Origin of the sequence: Segatella copri, assembly GCF_019249765.2 — a bacterium.
In the GTDB taxonomy this organism is placed as follows: domain Bacteria; phylum Bacteroidota; class Bacteroidia; order Bacteroidales; family Bacteroidaceae; genus Prevotella; species Prevotella copri_K.
Map to the genome: position 1 here is coordinate 1943580 of NZ_CP152484.1, position 17851 is coordinate 1961430.

The 17851-nt window shown below is 46.9% G+C and carries 16 protein-coding genes and 1 pseudogene; 12 read left to right on the plus strand and 5 right to left on the minus strand.

Annotated elements, in window-relative coordinates; translation table 11 throughout:
* Nucleotides 1-95: 95 nt before the first annotated feature.
* The gene (locus KUA46_RS08570) at nt 96-1169 is read right to left on the minus strand and encodes a metallophosphoesterase (protein ID WP_218486862.1); all 1074 of its coding nucleotides are present in this window, start codon (nt 1167-1169) and stop codon (nt 96-98) included.
* Nucleotides 1170-1489: 320 nt separating this feature from the next.
* On the opposite strand from KUA46_RS08570, the gene KUA46_RS08575 reads away from it, so the two are divergent.
* On the plus strand, nt 1490-2053 hold the full coding sequence (locus tag KUA46_RS08575) for a hypothetical protein (RefSeq protein WP_218486863.1): 564 nt from the start codon (nt 1490-1492) through the stop codon (nt 2051-2053).
* 146 nt (nt 2054-2199) lie between these two features.
* Here KUA46_RS08575 and KUA46_RS08580 read toward each other — a convergent pair whose 3' ends face one another.
* Both KUA46_RS08580 and KUA46_RS08585 read right to left on the minus strand, forming a co-directional pair.
* The gene (locus KUA46_RS08580; protein ID WP_218486864.1) at nt 2200-3990 is read right to left on the minus strand and encodes a 1-deoxy-D-xylulose-5-phosphate synthase; all 1791 of its coding nucleotides are present in this window, start codon (nt 3988-3990) and stop codon (nt 2200-2202) included.
* 115 nt (nt 3991-4105) lie between these two features.
* Nucleotides 4106-4474, minus strand: a complete 369-nt coding sequence (locus KUA46_RS08585; protein WP_022121690.1) for a winged helix-turn-helix transcriptional regulator — start codon at nt 4472-4474, stop codon at nt 4106-4108.
* A gap of 327 nt (nt 4475-4801) precedes the next feature.
* On the opposite strand from KUA46_RS08585, the gene KUA46_RS08590 reads away from it, so the two are divergent.
* Nucleotides 4802-5251 (plus strand): cupin domain-containing protein, encoded by a 450-nt coding sequence (locus KUA46_RS08590; protein WP_218486865.1) that lies wholly within the window; start codon nt 4802-4804, stop codon nt 5249-5251.
* Nucleotides 5252-5254: 3 nt separating this feature from the next.
* On the opposite strand, the gene KUA46_RS08595 is transcribed toward KUA46_RS08590, so the two are convergent.
* On the minus strand, nt 5255-5623 hold the full coding sequence (locus KUA46_RS08595; RefSeq protein WP_118151034.1) for an MmcQ/YjbR family DNA-binding protein: 369 nt from the start codon (nt 5621-5623) through the stop codon (nt 5255-5257).
* 294 nt (nt 5624-5917) lie between these two features.
* On the opposite strand from KUA46_RS08595, the gene KUA46_RS08600 reads away from it, so the two are divergent.
* From KUA46_RS08600 to KUA46_RS08620, 5 genes are all read left to right on the plus strand, one after another.
* Nucleotides 5918-6178 carry a DUF4492 domain-containing protein gene (locus KUA46_RS08600; RefSeq protein ID WP_228113432.1) on the plus strand — a complete coding sequence of 87 codons (261 nt, stop codon included), beginning with the start codon at nt 5918-5920 and terminating at the stop codon, nt 6176-6178.
* An 81-nt stretch (nt 6179-6259) separates the two neighbouring features.
* Nucleotides 6260-7795: a cytochrome ubiquinol oxidase subunit I gene (locus tag KUA46_RS08605; protein WP_218486875.1), complete on the plus strand. Its 1536-nt coding sequence runs from the start codon at nt 6260-6262 to the stop codon at nt 7793-7795.
* Between the two features lie 53 nt (nt 7796-7848).
* The gene (gene cydB, locus KUA46_RS08610; RefSeq protein WP_218486866.1) at nt 7849-8985 is read left to right on the plus strand and encodes a cytochrome d ubiquinol oxidase subunit II; all 1137 of its coding nucleotides are present in this window, start codon (nt 7849-7851) and stop codon (nt 8983-8985) included.
* A gap of 331 nt (nt 8986-9316) precedes the next feature.
* On the plus strand, nt 9317-10462 hold the full coding sequence (locus KUA46_RS08615) for an aminodeoxychorismate synthase component I (RefSeq protein ID WP_218486867.1): 1146 nt from the start codon (nt 9317-9319) through the stop codon (nt 10460-10462).
* A 35-nt stretch (nt 10463-10497) separates the two neighbouring features.
* Nucleotides 10498-11109 carry an aminotransferase class IV family protein gene (locus KUA46_RS08620; RefSeq protein WP_218486868.1) on the plus strand — a complete coding sequence of 204 codons (612 nt, stop codon included), beginning with the start codon at nt 10498-10500 and terminating at the stop codon, nt 11107-11109.
* A gap of 176 nt (nt 11110-11285) precedes the next feature.
* On the opposite strand, the gene KUA46_RS08625 is transcribed toward KUA46_RS08620, so the two are convergent.
* Nucleotides 11286-12110, minus strand: coding sequence for an MBL fold metallo-hydrolase (locus KUA46_RS08625; RefSeq protein WP_218486869.1), 825 nt, complete (start codon nt 12108-12110; stop codon nt 11286-11288).
* Between the two features lie 560 nt (nt 12111-12670).
* On the opposite strand from KUA46_RS08625, the gene KUA46_RS08630 reads away from it, so the two are divergent.
* The 5 genes and pseudogenes from KUA46_RS08630 to KUA46_RS08650 all read left to right on the plus strand — a co-directional run bounded on the left by KUA46_RS08630 (nt 12671) and on the right by KUA46_RS08650 (nt 17756).
* Entirely contained in the window at nt 12671-12973 is a 303-nt protein-coding gene (locus KUA46_RS08630; protein ID WP_153086400.1) for a hypothetical protein, read from the plus strand.
* A gap of 329 nt (nt 12974-13302) precedes the next feature.
* A pseudogene (locus tag KUA46_RS08635) lies at nt 13303-14525 on the plus strand (site-specific integrase).
* Entirely contained in the window at nt 14522-14893 is a 372-nt protein-coding gene (locus KUA46_RS08640) for a hypothetical protein (protein WP_113748336.1), read from the plus strand. Before KUA46_RS08635 ends, KUA46_RS08640 begins: the two are co-directional and overlap by 4 nt.
* A gap of 460 nt (nt 14894-15353) precedes the next feature.
* A complete protein-coding gene (locus tag KUA46_RS08645) occupies nt 15354-16532 on the plus strand; it encodes a primase-helicase family protein (RefSeq protein WP_256625012.1) in 1179 nt (392 codons plus the stop codon).
* A gap of 276 nt (nt 16533-16808) precedes the next feature.
* Nucleotides 16809-17756 carry a toprim domain-containing protein gene (locus tag KUA46_RS08650; protein WP_218486870.1) on the plus strand — a complete coding sequence of 316 codons (948 nt, stop codon included), beginning with the start codon at nt 16809-16811 and terminating at the stop codon, nt 17754-17756.
* Nucleotides 17757-17851: the final 95 nt, after the last annotated feature.

Genomic DNA, 17851 nt, shown 5'->3' on the forward strand with positions numbered 1-17851 from the left:
CTTTTACCTTTAATATAAAAGCTTGGAGACCAGCGATGGAATCGCTGGGAACGGGGGGACAAAGGGGTTAAAGCTCTTTTTACTTTTTTACCTTTTTACTTTTTTACCTTTAGAACCGTGTGGATGATTTTTCCATCCTTGTCAATCATCGACATTCTCAGCTGCTTCTTATCTACTGTAAATACAGAGAAACCATCGGCTGGACTGCAGAACACGGTGCCATCGATAGGCTTTACAGGACGAGCCAGAGATGAAGAGGAATTGACTACGTAGTCGATGTTGTCGCCCTTCTTCTGGATGTGCTGGAAGTTGTGGATGTGGCCGCAGGCATAAATCGCCACATTATTATATTTATGGAGGATAGGCAGAAGGCGCTTCTGCATGTCGAGGCGCTCATTCTCCTTCTTCGTGGTGTAGGCGTAGATAGGATGATGGCCTACCACGATGACCCAGTCTTCCTTGGCATTCTTCAGGGTTTCGTCGAGCCATGAAAGCTGAGCCTCAGCATCCTGCTTGCAGGCATCAGGATAGATTTCTGAATTCTTGCGGTAAGAATCGATAAGAGGTGTGGTGTCGAGGAAGATGACACGGATGGTAGTTCCCTTGTGGTCAAACACCTTGGTGTAATATTTGGCTGACATCATCCAGCGGCGGCTCACCTTGCCGTATTCCATAAAAGCCTGAGTATTACCACGATACTCATGGTTTCCACAAACCGGAAACCAGTCGAGCATCAGGTCGGGATGAGAATAAACATATTCGTAATTGGTAAGCCACAGAGGATCCTGGGTGGAAGCCACGCCATTGAAATGGTGGATGTCGCCTACGGCAAGTACGCATTCAGGATCTACCGTGCCCGCCATCTCGCCCATCAGTTCGGCGATAGGCTTCTGGTCGTAGTAGCCGTTGCGGCCCATATCATTGGTCATGTAGAGGGTGATTTCGCCCTTCAGTTTCTGCCATTCGGCAGCATTCGCCTTCCAGTTTGGATTCTGCGGAATTGCGGTTGCTGCACTCTGAGAACAGGTTGTTAATGCTGCGTTTTGAGCCTGTGCAGTCAAGCCTCCACCCAACAATAAAGCCGAAGCCAAAACTACAGTTGCTACTCTACCTTTCATCATAGCAAAGCCATTCATGCTGCTATGCTTACCCGATACTTTCTTTTCCATTTTTCTTTATCTGACTATAATTCTTTTATTAAAGATTTCCCCTTCCGGGGTAATACCTGTTAAATTTCGGGTGCAAAGGTAGGGGTATTATGTGTCAAAGAGGTTACAAGGATTTTAATTAGCAGATAAAAGATACTACAATTTTATTACGGGAGTTTCCCCGATGCTTTTAGGGAAAATCATACATCAGATTATGGTTTTCCCCTTGTTGTTTTCAGCTATTCTCCCTATCTTTGCACCATCAAAAAGTTGATAGCGGCACCAAGTAGCCTCTTCAATTAAAATAAATGCAGTAATAACCCTTTAAAGAGAAGATAGTTATGAAAAGAATGATTATGACATTGGTAGCAGTATGGATGATGATTACATCTATGAATGCTCAGAGACTGACAAATATTCAGGCAGAAGCCCGTTTTATCACAGATAAGATGGTGGTGGAACTGGGATTGAGCAGCGCCCAGCGCAACAGCATCCTGAACATCAATCTCAATTATCTCAATGGCATCCGCAGCTATCGCGACATCGATGCCTACGGCTGGCATTACCGCAACAAGCAGCTCAAGCGCATGATGACCGCCAGACAATGGAAGAAATTTAAGAACTCATACTATTTCTATCGCCCTATCGGCTGGCAGAATCATGTGTATGTTCACCATATTTACACCAAGTATCCAAAGCATAACTGGGGACACGACAAGCGCCGCCCTCGCCCTGAGTGCAGCTACGGAAGACCAGGATGGCCAGGCGGAACCCATGTAACCTATGGACCTGGAAAGCCGGACAAGCATCACAAGCACGACAAGAAGTGGAAGCACGACAAGAAGAAGTGGAAGCACGATAGAGATTGGGATGATGATGATGATGACGATGATGATGATGATTGAGATAATGACAGGGATGATGACTAAGATTAAGACAAACATTCGATGATAAAACAGAAGAAATCCAAGCTAGAGATCATTCTCCGGCTTGGATTTCTCGTTAAATAAAAACTAACTATGCCGACTAACTAATAATTAATCATTAATAATTAATCATTAATCACTAACAAGATGTCTTCCACAATCTGCTCATCGAGCAGGCGATTATCCGAAAGCAACTGCTGCACATCGTATCTGTCGTAGAGTCCCTTCCTGATGCCGCCCACCATCACCTTCATTTCTGAAGTTCCATAGTAAGAGGCGATGCGCTCTCCGAATCCTCCCTCCTTCGAGCCATCCTCCAAGGTTACCACCAACTGATGATTTGCCTTCAGGCTATCCAGCGTCTCGGCATCCACCTCGTTCAGATAACGGGGATTGATGAGCGTAGCATCGATGCCCTTATCAGCCAACAGGCGGACTACATTCTCGCCCTTCTGATAGAACGAACCAGCGGCGATGACTGCCACCTTCTCGCCCTGATGCATCACCTTGTACTTTGCCTCGTAGCCATACTCAGCATCAACGGTTTCAGACGCATGAACCACGCCATTGCTTGGCACACGGATGGCGATAGGTTTCTTATCCTGCAGAATGCTCCAGCGGAGCATGGCGAAATACTCCTCGCAGGTGGTTGGAGCCAGATAGATGAGCCCCGGAATGCTGCAGAGCATCGGAATATCGAAAAGGCAGATGTGGGTGATGTCGTTCATCGAGTTCACTCCGCCTCCTACCACGTTGATTACGGCTGGGTTGGAATTGATGCAGAGGTCTTGCGCAATCTGGTCGTAGGTGCGCTGGATAAAGGTGCTGTAAACAGTCCATACCGGATGCAATCCACCCTTCGCCATTCCCGAAATCATCGCTACTGCCTGCTCTTCGGCGATTCCCATATCGATGTGCTGATTGCCAGCCAGTTGGCGCTTATCGGCAGTAAAGCCGCCTGCGGCAGGAGTACCGGCGGTTACGGCGATGAGCGTCTTATCCTGCTTCATCTCGCTGAGCATCCAGTCAGAGAATAAAGTGCCGTAATCCTCTGTTGGAGCAACCTCCGGGAGGGTTCCATCGGCATTCCTTCTTGGTCGCGAACCGTCTTCCAGATTGAAAGGCATTCCCCAATGCCAAGCCTCCTTATTGGCTACGGCTGGCGCAAATCCATGACCTTTCTCTGTATGAATGTGAACCACGGTAGGCTTATCCGTATCCTTCACGCTCTCGAAAACCTGGATGAGTTTTTCGATGTCGTTACCCTCTTCCAGATACTTGTATTCAAAGCCCCACGCCTTGAACCAGTTGTGCTCGCAGGTTCCGTTGCTCTGGCGTAAGGCACGCAGGTTCTTGTAGATTCCGCCATGATTTTCGGCGATAGACATTTCGTTGTCGTTCACCACGATGATGATGCCCGTACCGAGTTCCGAAGCCTCATCCAGTCCCTCGAAAGCCTCGCCGCCTGAAAGGGAGCCGTCGCCGATAATGGCGATGATGTTCTCATCGGTACCCTTGACGTCGCGCGCCTTCTGCAAACCGGTGGCAAGACTCACGGAAGTGGAAGTATGCCCCACCTCGAAGTTATCATACTCCGGACATTCGGCAGGAGAAGAATAGCCCGAAATGGCATTCATGTCATCCACATCGCCGAGGAATCCCGCAGCTCGTCCGGTGAGCACCTTATGCGGATAGCATTGGTGGCTTACGTCAAACACGAGCTTATCCTTTGGCGCATTAAAAACGTAGTGAAGCGCCACGGTAGCCTCCACGAATCCGAGGTTTGGTCCCACATGACCGCCATGCTTGCTTACACGGTTCAGCACAGCCTGTCTGGTTTCATCAGCCACCACCTGCAGTTCCTTCAAATCCAGCTTCTTCAAGTCTGCTGGCGACTTTATTTTCTCAATATACATTTTCTTACAGTTTTAATTATGATTTCTGGGTGCAAAGATACGAAGATTCCCGAAAACACGCATTACCCCAACTACAGAAAAAATGAATGATTTTCCGGAAAACTCATCTTGGAAATCAGCCTGCTGCCTTATCCCTATCCTTCAGAATCACAGCCATGTTATCCAGCGCCCATTCTATCAGATGATCCATAATAGGAATAAGGGTTTCAGCACGGGGTGTGAGAGAATACTCCACTCTTGGCGGCACTTCGGCATAAGCCTTGCGGGTAACGTAGCCATCAGCCTCCAACGATTTTAACGTGCTGGTAAGCATTTTCTGCGAAATATCCGGAATCAGCTTACGCAGGGCATTAAACCGGAGGGGGCCATCCTGATGATATTTCAGGGTGTAGATTACCAGTAGCGACCACTTGTCGCAAACGCGCGCCAAAACGTTACGGATGGGACAGTCCTGTACTACCATTTCTTTTATCATTCTTCCCATAATCTATCTTCTTTATATTCTACAATAATCTATAATATTCTGCAAAACTCTACAATATTCTGCAATAGGCTACAAAAGTAACTAATATCCGAAAAGATACCAAACATACCAAGTTAATCTAAGTTAACGCTTCATTTTTCTTTCTCCCATTCCCACGCAATAGTTACCTCCCGGTAACCATCTTACCCCCAAGTGCCCTCTTGCAGGAACCGGTTTTTCGCAGTATCTTTGCAGCGTAATTCAGAAATGAAAGCAGAAAACAGAAGTATTCACAAATTCACAAAAAGAAAGAAAAAGAAATATAAACATTTAAAAATAACAGACAAGATGAAAGAAACAAAGATTATTGCAAAGGCTGAAAACTTCACAGCCACAGATTTTGGCAAGATGAGTGATCTCAAGGATTACACCTTAGAGATGGGTCCTGAGATTAAGATTCCCGGAAAGGTATTCGGAGGTCAGAGCGTGAACGCTACTGGTGGTGAGTTCTCATTCCAAAGCTTTGCTCCTGGCACAGAGACAGGATTCCTCCACACCCACAAGAACCATGAGGAACTGTATTTCTTCCTCAGCGGCAAGGGCGAGTTCCAGGTGGATGGCAAGGTATTCCCTATTCAGGAAGGAAGCGTGGTGAGAGTAGCACCAACCGGCAAGCGCTCTGTTCGCAACAACGGTACAGAACCACTCGTGATGCTCTGCGTGCAGTATAAGGCCGAAACCTTTACAGCCGAAGATGCAACCGACGGCGTGATTCTCAACGATAAGGTGGAGTGGTAGAAACTACTCCACCACCTCCATGATTTCAGGATGCTCAAGCTTTTCCTGTTTCTTGAGTTTCTTCACCACTTCGGAATAACTGTGGCGAATCAGGGCCTGGATGAAATCATCTTCCAACGTGCCATAAAGGTTTACCTGATTCCAGTATTTCTTATTCCAATGCCATGCGCCTTCTATTTCGGGATGCACTTCCCGGAGTTCGAGGGCATAATCGGCATTACATTTCATCGTAACCCACTCGGGGCGCTCCAGGTCAACACAGGCAAAGATCTTGCCCAAAATGCGAAACACCAAGGTCCGCTCATCAAAAGGAAAAGCCTCAGCTACGAGGGGAAGCGAGAGGCAATACTCTCTAACTGATTCTATATTCATCATTTCTACTGATTATTTCTGATTAAAATGTTTCTATGTTTTAGGGGACAAAGAAATTGCAAACGAGCGCAATGAAAGCTTGCTTTCAAATTGCCGAGTGCAGCATTTTTTCTGCAAAGATAATGAATTCTGATGAAACGGCAAGACTTATCTCATAAAAAAAAGAAAAACTTTAAAATAACTCCCTTATGGGATACCTAAAAATAATCTTTTTGTAACTTTTTCAAGAAAATATTTGGTAGTTACATAATTTTATTGTAGATTTGCAGCAGATTTTTTTAAGAAGGAGTGCTTATGCAGAAGAAAAAGGATAAAAACCTGATGAAAACGGATGTAAAACCGATGAAACAAGGACTGCTGTCCCGGATATTCCATCTCTATTACGATGGTTTCAGGACGATGACCCTGGGCAAGACGCTCTGGGCTGTCATCCTCATCAAGCTTGCTATCATCTTCCTGGTGCTCAAGCTCTTTTTCTTTCCAGATTTTATCAATACGAATGCCAAGAACGGAGATAAGGCTGGCTTCGTTTCAAAGGAAATTCTGAGCAGATAAGACTCAGAATCCCCGCAACCTTCACATCGAAAGAAATACAAAAACATTATATAATAACAATTTTAAAACCATTCAACTATGATGACAAATCTATTGTTAGACATTACATCAGCCACCATCGACTGGTCGAGGGCGCAATTCGCACTCACGGCCATCTACCATTGGCTGTTCGTGCCGCTCACCCTGGGACTGGCAGTAATCATGGGCATCGCCGAAACATGCTACTACCGCACCAACAAGCCGTTCTGGAAGCACGTAACCCGTTTCTGGCAAAAACTCTTTGGCGTCAACTTCGCCATGGGCGTTGCCACAGGCATCATCCTGGAGTTTGAATTCGGCACCAACTGGAGCAATTACTCCTGGTTCGTGGGCGACGTATTCGGCGCTCCCCTAGCCATCGAAGGCATCCTGGCATTCTTCATGGAGAGCACCTTCGTGGCCGTAATGTTCTTCGGCTGGGATAAGGTGAGCCGGGGCTTCCACCTTGCCTCTACCTGGCTCACGGGACTTGGCGCCACCATTTCAGCCTGGTGGATTCTCGTAGCCAACGCCTGGATGCAATATCCTGTAGGTCAAGAATTTAATCCCGACACCATGCGCTTCGAGATGACTTCGTTTATGGATGTGGCACTCTCGCCATTCGCCATCATCAAGTTCACCCATACCGTTACTTCCTCCTGGATCATCGGCGCCACCTTCGTGGTAGCCGTAAGTTGCTGGTATCTACTGAAAAAGAGAGAAACCCAGCTGGCGAAGGCGAGCATCAAGATGGGTGCCGGAGTAGGACTCATCGCCACCCTGCTGGCTGCGATGACCGGCGACAATTCCGCCTATCGGGTGGCACAAGTGCAGCCGATGAAACTGGCTGCGATGGAAGCATTATATAATGGAGGAAATGGCGAAAGCCTCACGGCAATAGCAGCCGTTCACCCCTTCCAGCAGCCCGATTACGAAAACGAGCAAGAGCCAGCCATGCGCATCGCCATCCCTAACATGCTCTCGTTCTTAGCCACCCGCACAGCCGATGGCTACGTGCCAGGCGTAAACGATATTATCAAGGGTTACACTAAAGAGGATGGCACCCGGGAACCATCCGTACAGGAAAAGATAGCGCGGGGCAAGAAGGCGATTGTTGCCCTGAAAACCTATCGCGCAACCCAGGCGAAAGACCAGCTCCCTATCTTAAAGGAGAACATGAAATACTTCGGATATGGTTACATCAAGGACGCCAAAGAACTGGTACCGAGCATCCCGATCTGCTTCTACGCCTTCCGCCTGATGGTGGGAGTAGGCTGCCTGCTCATCCTCTTCTTCGCCCTCAGCCTATTCCTGGTCTATAAGAAGGAAATCGCCCAATACCGATGGTTCCTCATTTCCGCCATCATCATGATTCCGCTGGCTTACATCGCCTCAGAATCGGGCTGGATAGTAGCAGAAATCGGTCGCCAGCCTTGGACCATCCAAGACCTGCTGCCAGTAAGTGCCGCCATCTCCGACATCGAGGCAGGCAGCGTGGCCACCACCTTCTTCATCTTCCTGGCACTCTTCACCACCATGCTTGCCGTGGAAATCAGCATCCTGGTGAAGCAGATTAAGAAAGGACCGGAATACGAATAAAAACTTAAGATGATAAACTTAAGATTATGAATTAACTTTATGACATTAGCATTATGACATACGAATTTTTGCAATCATACTGGTGGTTCCTCGTATCATTATTAGGAGCCCTGCTGGTGTTTCTCATGTTTGTACAGGGAGCCAACACCTTGATATTCTGTTTGGGAAAAACGGAAGAAGAGCGTCGCCTCATCATCAACTCTACGGGACGAAAATGGGAGTTTACCTTCACCACGCTCGTCACCTTCGGCGGAGCCTTCTTCGCCTCGTTCCCATTGTTCTACAGCACCAGTTTCGGCGGAGCCTACTGGCTGTGGATGATCATCCTGTTCTCGTTTGTGATTCAAGCCGTGAGCTATGAATTCCAGAACAAGATAGGTAATTTTCTTGGACCGAAAACCTTTCAGATTTGCCTCATTATCAACGGCATCGTAGGTCCTCTGCTCCTTGGCGGCGCCGTAGCCACCTTCTTCAACGGCAGCAATTTTCTGATAGACAAGGGCAATATTACCAACAGTCTGCAACCCGTCATCAGCCGCTGGGCAAACGCCAGCCATGGTCTTGATGCCCTGCTCGACCCATGGAATGTGGTGCTGGGACTTGCCGTACTGATGCTAGCCCGCATTCTGGGCATGCTCTACATCAAGAACAACATTGAGCACCAGCAGATTCAGGAGCGCTGCACCCGCCAGTTGCCATGGAATGCCCTGCTCTTCCTATTGTTCTTCCTGCCATTCCTCATCAGATTGCTGGTAAAGGATGGATTCAGCACTTCTTCTTCCGACATTACGATAGAGAGCATGAAGTATCTTCACAATCTTCTGGAGATGCCAATCTTGATTGTAATATTATTAATAGGAATAGTGCTCGTTCTCTTCGGCATTTTCAAGTCATCGAGGAGCGTGCAGTATAGAAAGGGAATCTGGTTTACGGGCATCGGAACCGTGCTTACCGTGTTGGTTCTGCTGCTGATAGCCGGCTGGAACAATACCGCCTACTATCCATCCAACATCGACCTTCAGAGTTCGCTCACTCTCGCCAACAGTTGCAGCAGCGAGTTCACGCTCCGCACCATGGCGATAGTTTCCCTCCTCATCCCGTTCGTGCTCGCCTACATCGTCTTCGCCTGGCGTGCCATCGACCGCAAGCGCATCACGCAGGAAGAGATAGAGCAGGGAGAAGCGTATTAAAAAAGGCAGGGAAAGCCTATTGAAAAGGCAGGAAAAGCCTATTAAATATGCTCCACACGCCCTGAAAGGGCAGAAGCTCCTAGCCCAGAGCATCGCCCTGGGTAAACATGCAAGCAACAACGTCGCCCTGTAAGGGCAAAAGCTTTATCATCGCCGCATTTTAAAGCTTTTGCCCTTACAGGGCGCATTGCTGAAATCTTGCTAAAACCCAGGGTGTTGCCCTGGGCTAGGAACTTCTGCCCTTTCAGGGCGTGTGGAGAAGACGTCCCATCAAACAAAAATCTGTAACCAATCTTTTGCCCATCCAAATAAAAGCAGTATCTTTGCAGACATGAAACAGGAAATCATAGATAAAATCAATCGATTGGCAAGCCAGGATGAGCCTTTTCTCTTTGTTATCAACTATCAGGGAGACAAGGCTTTCATCCGCCAGCTATCAGATATAAATCCCGAAGAATGCCTCTTTGATTTCGAAGGAAGAGGGAATTCTTCTGATGAGATGAAAAATAATTCGGAAAAGATTGCGGAGATTTCTTGGCAGATAGCCCCACCCCTTTATGAGGATTACGAGCGAAGTTTCGGCATCGTGAAGAACAACATCATGGCGGGCAACAGCTATCTCACGAATCTCACCTGCAAGGTTCCCGTAAGCTGCAATCTTTCATTAGAAGAAATTTTCCATCGTGCAAAAGGAAAGTATAAACTGCTGCTCAGAAAAAAGAGAAATCAAGCAGAAGATAAAGTTCAGCAGAAAAAAGAAGAAGCACAGAATATAGCTTATAAGAAAGAAGACATCATCGAAGAGATTTCAAATCCCTTCGTCTGCTTTTCGCCCGAAACCTTCGTCAAAATCAAGGGCGGAAGAATCTACTCCTATCCCATGAAGGGAACCCTGGATGCATCCCTCCCCAATGCCGAAAAGCTGCTGATGGAAGACCGGAAAGAGGCAGCAGAACACGCCACCATCGTAGATCTGATAAGGAACGACCTGAGCCGGGTGGCAGAGAATGTAAGAGTAGATAAATACCGTTACGTCGACGTGCTGCACACCAACAAGGGCGACATCCTGCAAACCAGTTCAGAAATCAGCGGTCGCCTGCCCGAAGATTACCCGCACCATCTGGGCGAAATCCTCGATGCCCAGCTCCCAGCCGGTTCCATCACGGGCGCCCCGAAGGATAAAACCATGCAGATCATCCACGAGGCAGAAGGCTACGACCGTGGCTTCTACACGGGCATCATGGGAATCTACGACCAGGGCGAACTCAACTCTGCCGTCATGATAAGATTCATCGAAGAAGAAACTTCGCCGGTTGATTTTGAAGCCGACGGAGAAAAGAATTTCAAGGCAAACGAAGGAAAGAAGCCGAAGGAAAGCCGAGAATTGTATTTCAAGGCAGGCGGCGGCATCACTTCGAAGAGCGATTGCCGGAGGGAATACGAGGAAGTGATTCAGAAAATCTACCTTCCGATTTAAATCCACCTTTCATCTTAGAAAAAATAAAAGAGATAATGAAACAGCAATTTGTAGAAACAATAAAGATCAAGAACGGCAAGGCTCTGGCCCTGCCCTATCATCAGGCAAGAATGGAGAGAACCATCCTCAGGTTCTTTCCAGCCCTCGCATCTGAAGAAATAAAACTCTCATCCCTCATTTCCCCAAAAGAGGAAATGAACCTTTACAAGGCACGAGTGGTTTATGGCATCCAGGGCGTGGAAGCCATCGAGTACGCCCCCTACAAGATGAAGGAGATTCATTCCCTCAAGGTGGTAGAGGATAATAATATCGATTACACCTATAAGAGCACAGACCGAAGTGCGCTCAACGCCCTGGTAGTCCAGAAGGACGATTGCGATGAAATCATCATTGTAAAGAACGGGCTCATTACCGATACCTCCTTCACCAATCTCGCCCTTTTTGATGGCAACAGATGGCTCACCCCCAAGCATCCCCTGCTCCAGGGAACCAAGCGTGCCCAGCTCCTGGAAGCCGGCATCATCCAGGAAGCCGACCTCACACTAGAAGACCTCAGAAAGGCGGAAAAAGTGAGTCTCTTCAACGCCATGATAGATTTCGGAGAGCGGGAAGTAACCAAGATTTTCCTACCGGATTCAGCCGATTAAGTTGATAAAACTCACCATTAAAAAGTCCCACAGATTCCACAGATTTACACAGATTCATTCTTGCCATAATCGGGAGAAGGATTCCCCCCAAATATCCAAACAAAAAAATCTGTGAAATCCCCGACCGTACAGGTCAAAAATCTGTGTAAATCTGTGAAATCTGTGGGATAAAAAAACTACAGCTCTATCACCTCCAAATCATCCGGAACGAAGATTCTACCCTTGAAGTTCTCGGCAGCTTCACGGGTATAATTTTCTTTACGATTAGCGAGCGTTTTCTCCTCCGTATGATACAGGATAAGATTTTTCACGCCCAGTTCCTCCGCCAGTTTTCCGGCATCAAGCGCCGTACTGTGGCATTTCTCATAAGGCTTGAACGTATCGCGGTCGGCATAGAGACAGAACGCCTCGCACATCATCCAGTCAGCCCCCACTATGTAGCGTCGGTTCTGCTCGTTATAAGGCTCATCGCCCAGGCACGCCAAGACCAAAGGCTTACCCGATTCATCAGAAGAAGGCAGCTCAGCTCGGAATCCGAACTGTTTTTCCTTAGTAGACTGAATATCAAAGCATTCCAGCTTCATATCCCCCACTTCGAAACTATCGCCATCTTCCAACTGATGGAACACCACCCTTTCAGCCACCCTAGCCAGTTGCTTCTTGGCAAGAATCATGTCGATGATGGTCTTGATCACCTTCATCACCTTATCGTTTCCATACACATGCAGCAATCCCTCGTAACCCTTACATTGTGCCACCATTCGGATTACCCAGATCACACCCAACACATGGTCGGTATGCGCATGGGTAACGAAGAGGTGATGAATATCAGAAATCTGAACATTCACCTTCTTCAGCTGCGCCAGTATTCCGTTTCCTCCGCCCGCATCCACCAGCATCAGGGAGCCGGGAGTCTGGAGCAGAAAACAAGTATTATAAATCTGGGAAACCGTAGCATTTCCCGTTCCGAGCATCGTAATTTGAGTCGTTGTCTTATTCATTATTTTATTCGTTATCTATTTGATTCACGCCCGCAAAACTACTCATTTTCTGATAAACCACCAAGAAAAAGCCCCAAAATCTTTGCTTATTCCAAATAATAATCTTGACTTTGCGGCATAAAAGGTAGGTCCATGCTTGCCGGGCACTTTGCAAAGGCGTAAGAAAAGGTTATTTTTCAAACACGCAGCAAAGATAGGAAATCATTCAGCGGCAGGGGTAAAAACTGATAAAACGGAGTCGAGGCCTTCTAGAGGAAATGGGGACTTCGGGGAGGCAGGAAACAGGCTCATCCCTACCCTCATTTCCTCTTCAAAACAGTCTCAAATCTCAGTCTCAGTTAGGAAAAATGTCACAATCCAACTTCAAACCCGCTTCTTAAGTCTTTATAACTTACTGATTATTAATTAGTTATATATAATATATATAGGAAGCGAGACCATAAAAAAAACAACTGAGACTCTGAGACTGAGACTGCAAGCAAGAAAAAATGAACATGAAATTTGATTTAACTCTCTAAAAAGCAATAGATTATAATATTTTTAGCAACATCGCTCCGGCGATGCCAAAACCCAGTAAGGGTACTGAATTTGTAAAATTTGCCATCTCTCAGGCATCAAAAGACATGCAGGAAGTGCTCATTCCGATGGCAATTCCGGCATTAGCGGCTCATTTCACAGACGTAAGATTCATGTATTCCGACAACAAATCTTACGAAATGTGCGGGCAAATGGGCCATCTGAAGGGTGCCAACAAGGAAAAAACGGAGCATACAGACATGAGATTCCGGTTTTCCACCTTATCTACGGCACCAATCCTGCATTCATCCAGAACGGCCATGGCTAACGAACAGCTGGGCATGTGAAGCATACTTACAAAGTTCAGGGGTTTAGAGTTTATTGTTGAAAGATTTTAGCGGAAAATAACGCCTAAAAAAGCAAAAAATAGCAGAATGATGCTTTTGTTTTGAGTTTCAAGTGGTTGTGGCAGTCGTTGGCTTTAAGTGGCAAAGACGAGGAAATGCGGAAAACGCAGATTGATGAAATAGAAACGCTTTCAAATCATTACCTCGCAGAAACGCCCTAATAAGCATTTTTAACGGTGGCGGTTCATATTTCCCCATTCTGCGTAAGTTTTGGTTTTGCCATGCAGCTCTCATAGTTTAATTTTGCACCGAACAAAAAAGTAAGAATTATGAGATGCACTTTCAAGACAGTCTTCTATGTAAATAGAAGCAAGGAGAGAAATGGAATTGTCCCAATCATGGGGCGAGTGACAATCAACGGAACCATCGCACAGTTCAGTTGCAAGCAGAGCGTGACCAAGGCAATCTGGGATGCCAAGGGCAACAGAGCCATTGGCAAGAGCAAGGAAGCCAAGGAGGTGAACTTTGCGCTTGACAACATCAAGGCTCAAATCGCCAAGCATTACCAGCGACTTTCCGACCGTGAGGCGTTCGTTACCGCTGAAATGGTGAGAAATGCCTACCAAGGCATAGGCACGGAGTATGAGACCTTGCTCAGAGCCTTTGACAAGGAGAACGCTGCTTTTGCCAAGCGTGTAGGCAAGGACAGAGCCAAGAACACCTACCGCAAGTATCTGACGTAAGAAAGTACGTTGCCGAGTTTATTAAGTATCAGTACAAGCGCAGCGATATGTCCATGAATGAGCTTACCGAGGAGTTCATCCGTGACTATTGCCTGTATTTGAAGAATGTTGTCGGACTAGCGCAGTCCTCCATTTGGATTTACTCCATACCACTGAAACATATCGTAACGGCAGCCCACTACAACGGCAAGATACCGAGAAATCCATTTGCCATGTACCACGTTGACCCAGACCACAAGGAACGTGAGTTCTTGACCTTGGACGAGCTTACCGCCATGACAGAGATAAAGTTGGAAGACCCGAACATGGCATTTGCGAGAGACCTTTTCATCTTTGGCTGTTGGACAGGTATATCTTTCATCGACATCAAGAATTTGACGGAAGATAACATCAGCATAGTAAACGATGCTCCTTGGATTATTTCCAAACGTCAGAAGACAGGTGTGCCTTTCCAAATCAAGCTGATGGATATTCCCATGCTGATTATTGAGAGATACAAGTCTTTCAGAAAAGACAACCACTTGTTCAATATCGGTAATCTTGACAGCATCAATAAGCGCATCAAGAAAGTTGCAGCAATGTGTGGTATAAAGAAGCGTGTGTCATTTCATGTCTCACGTCATAGTTGGGCAGTTTTAGCCTTGGAATATGGTATGCCGATAGAGAGCGTGAGCAAGATTCTTGGTCACACGAATATCACCACGACACAGATATATGCCAAGGTGACAAGCACCAAGCTTGACCATGACATATCTGTCTTTGAAAGTCGAATCAAGGGGCATTTGCCTGCAATGGGAGGGATGGCATGAAAAGGACTGTAATCACCGTGGACGGAAATGGAATGCTATCCATTCCGTCCAACCTGGAGGACTTGTGGATGAGTGAAAATGAGTTGGTAGATATGCTTTATGTCACAACCCCGAAGCTCAAAGCCGTGATAAGAGCCATATATAAAGAAGGTATGTTGTTGATGTCGGAAGTCCAAAAGAGGCAAAAACTTTCCAAAGATGTTTGGCAAACGCTGTATGGATTCCCTATGGTTGTTGCCATTTGCTTCCGTCTAACCTCCAATGGTGCAGCGCAACTTCGTGATGCTATCTTCAAGAGGTTGTACGGAGCAAAAGAGAAAACAGCCATTGTCCTGCAAATCTACGGAGGGACAAATGCCTTCAGCTAAGAATGGTCGCATTTTTGACGCTTCGATTATTCACTGTCGTATTGACTTGCCTACGTACTGATTCACTGTCGTATCAAGCATTTCTGTGAAGAATGCAGAGCTGCCGATGTCAAACGTTTTACATGCTTATCGTATGACATATAAAACGTATGACATGCAGGAATACATTTTTGTTCATCCCGAGGAAAGGTTCGCAAGGAAACCTCTCTTCGGGATTTTTTGTTTCATCTTATCCCGATTGGCTACATCAAGCACCTTGATTTCCAATCTTTTAACATTGTCGGTGCAAACTTCTCCATTCTGCGTAAGTTTGTGTTTTGCATTTTGATTTTCCGCCCTTACCTTTGCAACTTTAATTTTATCAACTCACAAAGGTTAGATTATGAGCAAGACAAACGACAACAAACAACCTGTAGCTGTGGGAAGCAAACAGCCACAGGCAGCACCTCCGACAAACGAGATGTTCATCCGTGTTGGCACTACCTTATACAAGGTGGTTGACCAACCTACCATCACAGGAGGAAAGGTAAGAAAGCGCATCCCATGGAACATGGAGACCTTGCGTCAGGACTACGGCAAAGAGTTCGTCAAGTACGTTCACAAGTATGACGGCTTCTGTACCGTTCCCGAACATGTGAACCACCGCACGGTGATAGACGGTTTCCTCAACCTATACGAGCCGATAGGACATAAGCCGATGCAAGGGGACTTCCCTAATATCAAGAAGTTGGTTAGTCACATCTTCGGTGAGCAATATGAGCTTGGCATGGACTACCTGCAACTGCTCTATCTCAGACCTGTGCAGAAGTTGCCCATTCTGCTGCTCGTATCAGAGGAGAGGAACACAGGCAAGACCACGTTCTTGAACTTTCTGAAAGCGTTGTTCCAAGACAACGTGACATTCAACACCAACGAGGACTTCCGCAGTCAGTTCAATTCCGATTGGGCTGGCAAGCTGCTGATTGTCGTGGACGAGGTGTTGCTCAGTCGCAGGGAGGATTCCGAGCGGTTGAAGAACCTCAGCACCACCCTCTCGTACAAGGTGGAAGCCAAGGGCAAGGACAGGAACGAGATTTCCTTCTTTGCCAAGTTCGTGCTGTGTTCCAACAACGAATCACTCCCTGTCATCATTGACGAGGGCGAGACCCGATATTGGGTGAGGAAGATTTCATCGTTGCAATCTGACGATACCGACTTCTTGGAGAAACTGAAGGCGGAGATACCCGCTTTTCTGTTCCATCTGCAAGGCAGAACGCTATCCACAGAGCACAAGAGCCGAATGTGGTTCGCCCCCGAACAGATAGCGACCGATGCTCTGAGGAGAATCATACGCTGCAACCGTAACAGACTTGAGGTGGAAATGTCGGAGCTGTTCCTTGAGGTCATGGAGAACACCCAAACCGACAGCTTGCAGTTCTGCCTCAATGACGCAATCGCCTTGTTGCAATGCAACCACGTGAAAGCGGAGAAGCACCTTGTGCGAAAGATAGTGCAGGACTGTTGGAAGCTGCAACCTTCAGAGAACGCCCTCACCTACACCTCATACGAGTACAACTACAATAGCAGCGGTCACTACTCGCCAACAAAACGTGTGGGCAGGTTCTACACTGTAACGAGGGACAAGCTAAATAGCATATAATTTTGTTGAATTGTTGAATATGATGAAAGAAGTGTTGAATATCAAGTATTTAAGGCTCAACATTTTCTCAACAAATCTCTCAACAAAAGAAAGAGACTGTTGAAAAGAGAAAACATGACAGCTAATGCCTGTCTTTCTCTTTTGCCCGATGATTTTGTTGAAAAGAACCATTTGTTGAGAGTTTGTTGAGAAGATAAGTATTTGACTATCATACCAATACATACCATTCTCAACAATTCATCAGAAATACATACACCACTTAATCCACAGTAAAACATGAACATTCAAGAAGCAAAGCAAATCAAGATTGCAGACTACCTGCAAAGTTTGGGACACCGCCCTGTCAAGCAGCATGGCGCAAACCTTTGGTACAAGTCACCGCTGAGAAATGAGAGCGAGGCATCTTTCAAGGTGAACACCATGATGAACAGTTGGTTCGATTTCGGAATGGGCAAGGGCGGCAACATCATCCTTGCGTCATACCTCTACGCATCAGACAGCTTGCCATATCTCTTGGACAAGATAGAGAAGCAAGCACCCCATGTGCACCCGACCGACTTTTCTTTCCCTCAGCAAGCCTCCGAGCCGAGTTTTGAGATATTGGAGGTTAGGGAACTCAACCACCCTGCACTCCTGCGCTATCTGAGCGAGCGGAATATTGACCTGTGCATCGCCCGAAAGGAATGTGTGGAACTCCACTTCTCGCATAATGGCAAGAACTACTTCGCCATCGGCTTCAAGAACAAGTCGGGCGGTTACGAGGTTCGTAACCGATTCTTCAAGGGTTGCATGTCCCCCAAAGACATCACACATATCCGACAGCAAGGCGAGCCAAGATACGCTTGCTATGTGTTCGAGGGCATGATGGACTATCTTTCCTTTCTCTCGTTACGCATGGAAAAGTTTCCGTCTTGTCCGTCATTGGAAGCACAAGACTACGTGATACTCAACTCAACAAGCAACGTTGACAAGGCTATTGACGCACTCCACGGCTACGAGCGCATCAGTTGTCTGCTCGACAACGACGAGGCAGGGCGGAAGGCAACGCTTGCCATCGAGAACGCCCTCGGCTATCATGTGAGGGACGCATCCCACTTGTACAGCGAGTACAATGACTTGAACGACTATCTGTGCGGAGTGAAATCCAAACAGTCGGTACACCAAGTACAGCCTGTTAAGCGAACCGTTCCACCTCGGAAGAGAGGCGCAGCCTTGGGCATGTGATGTGTTTTCTGCCCCAATGGCTATTCTGAACGGAAAAGCCATAGCTCAATAGGGCGTTTTCTTGACGCAGTGGCACGCCACCGCTAAAAACGCCC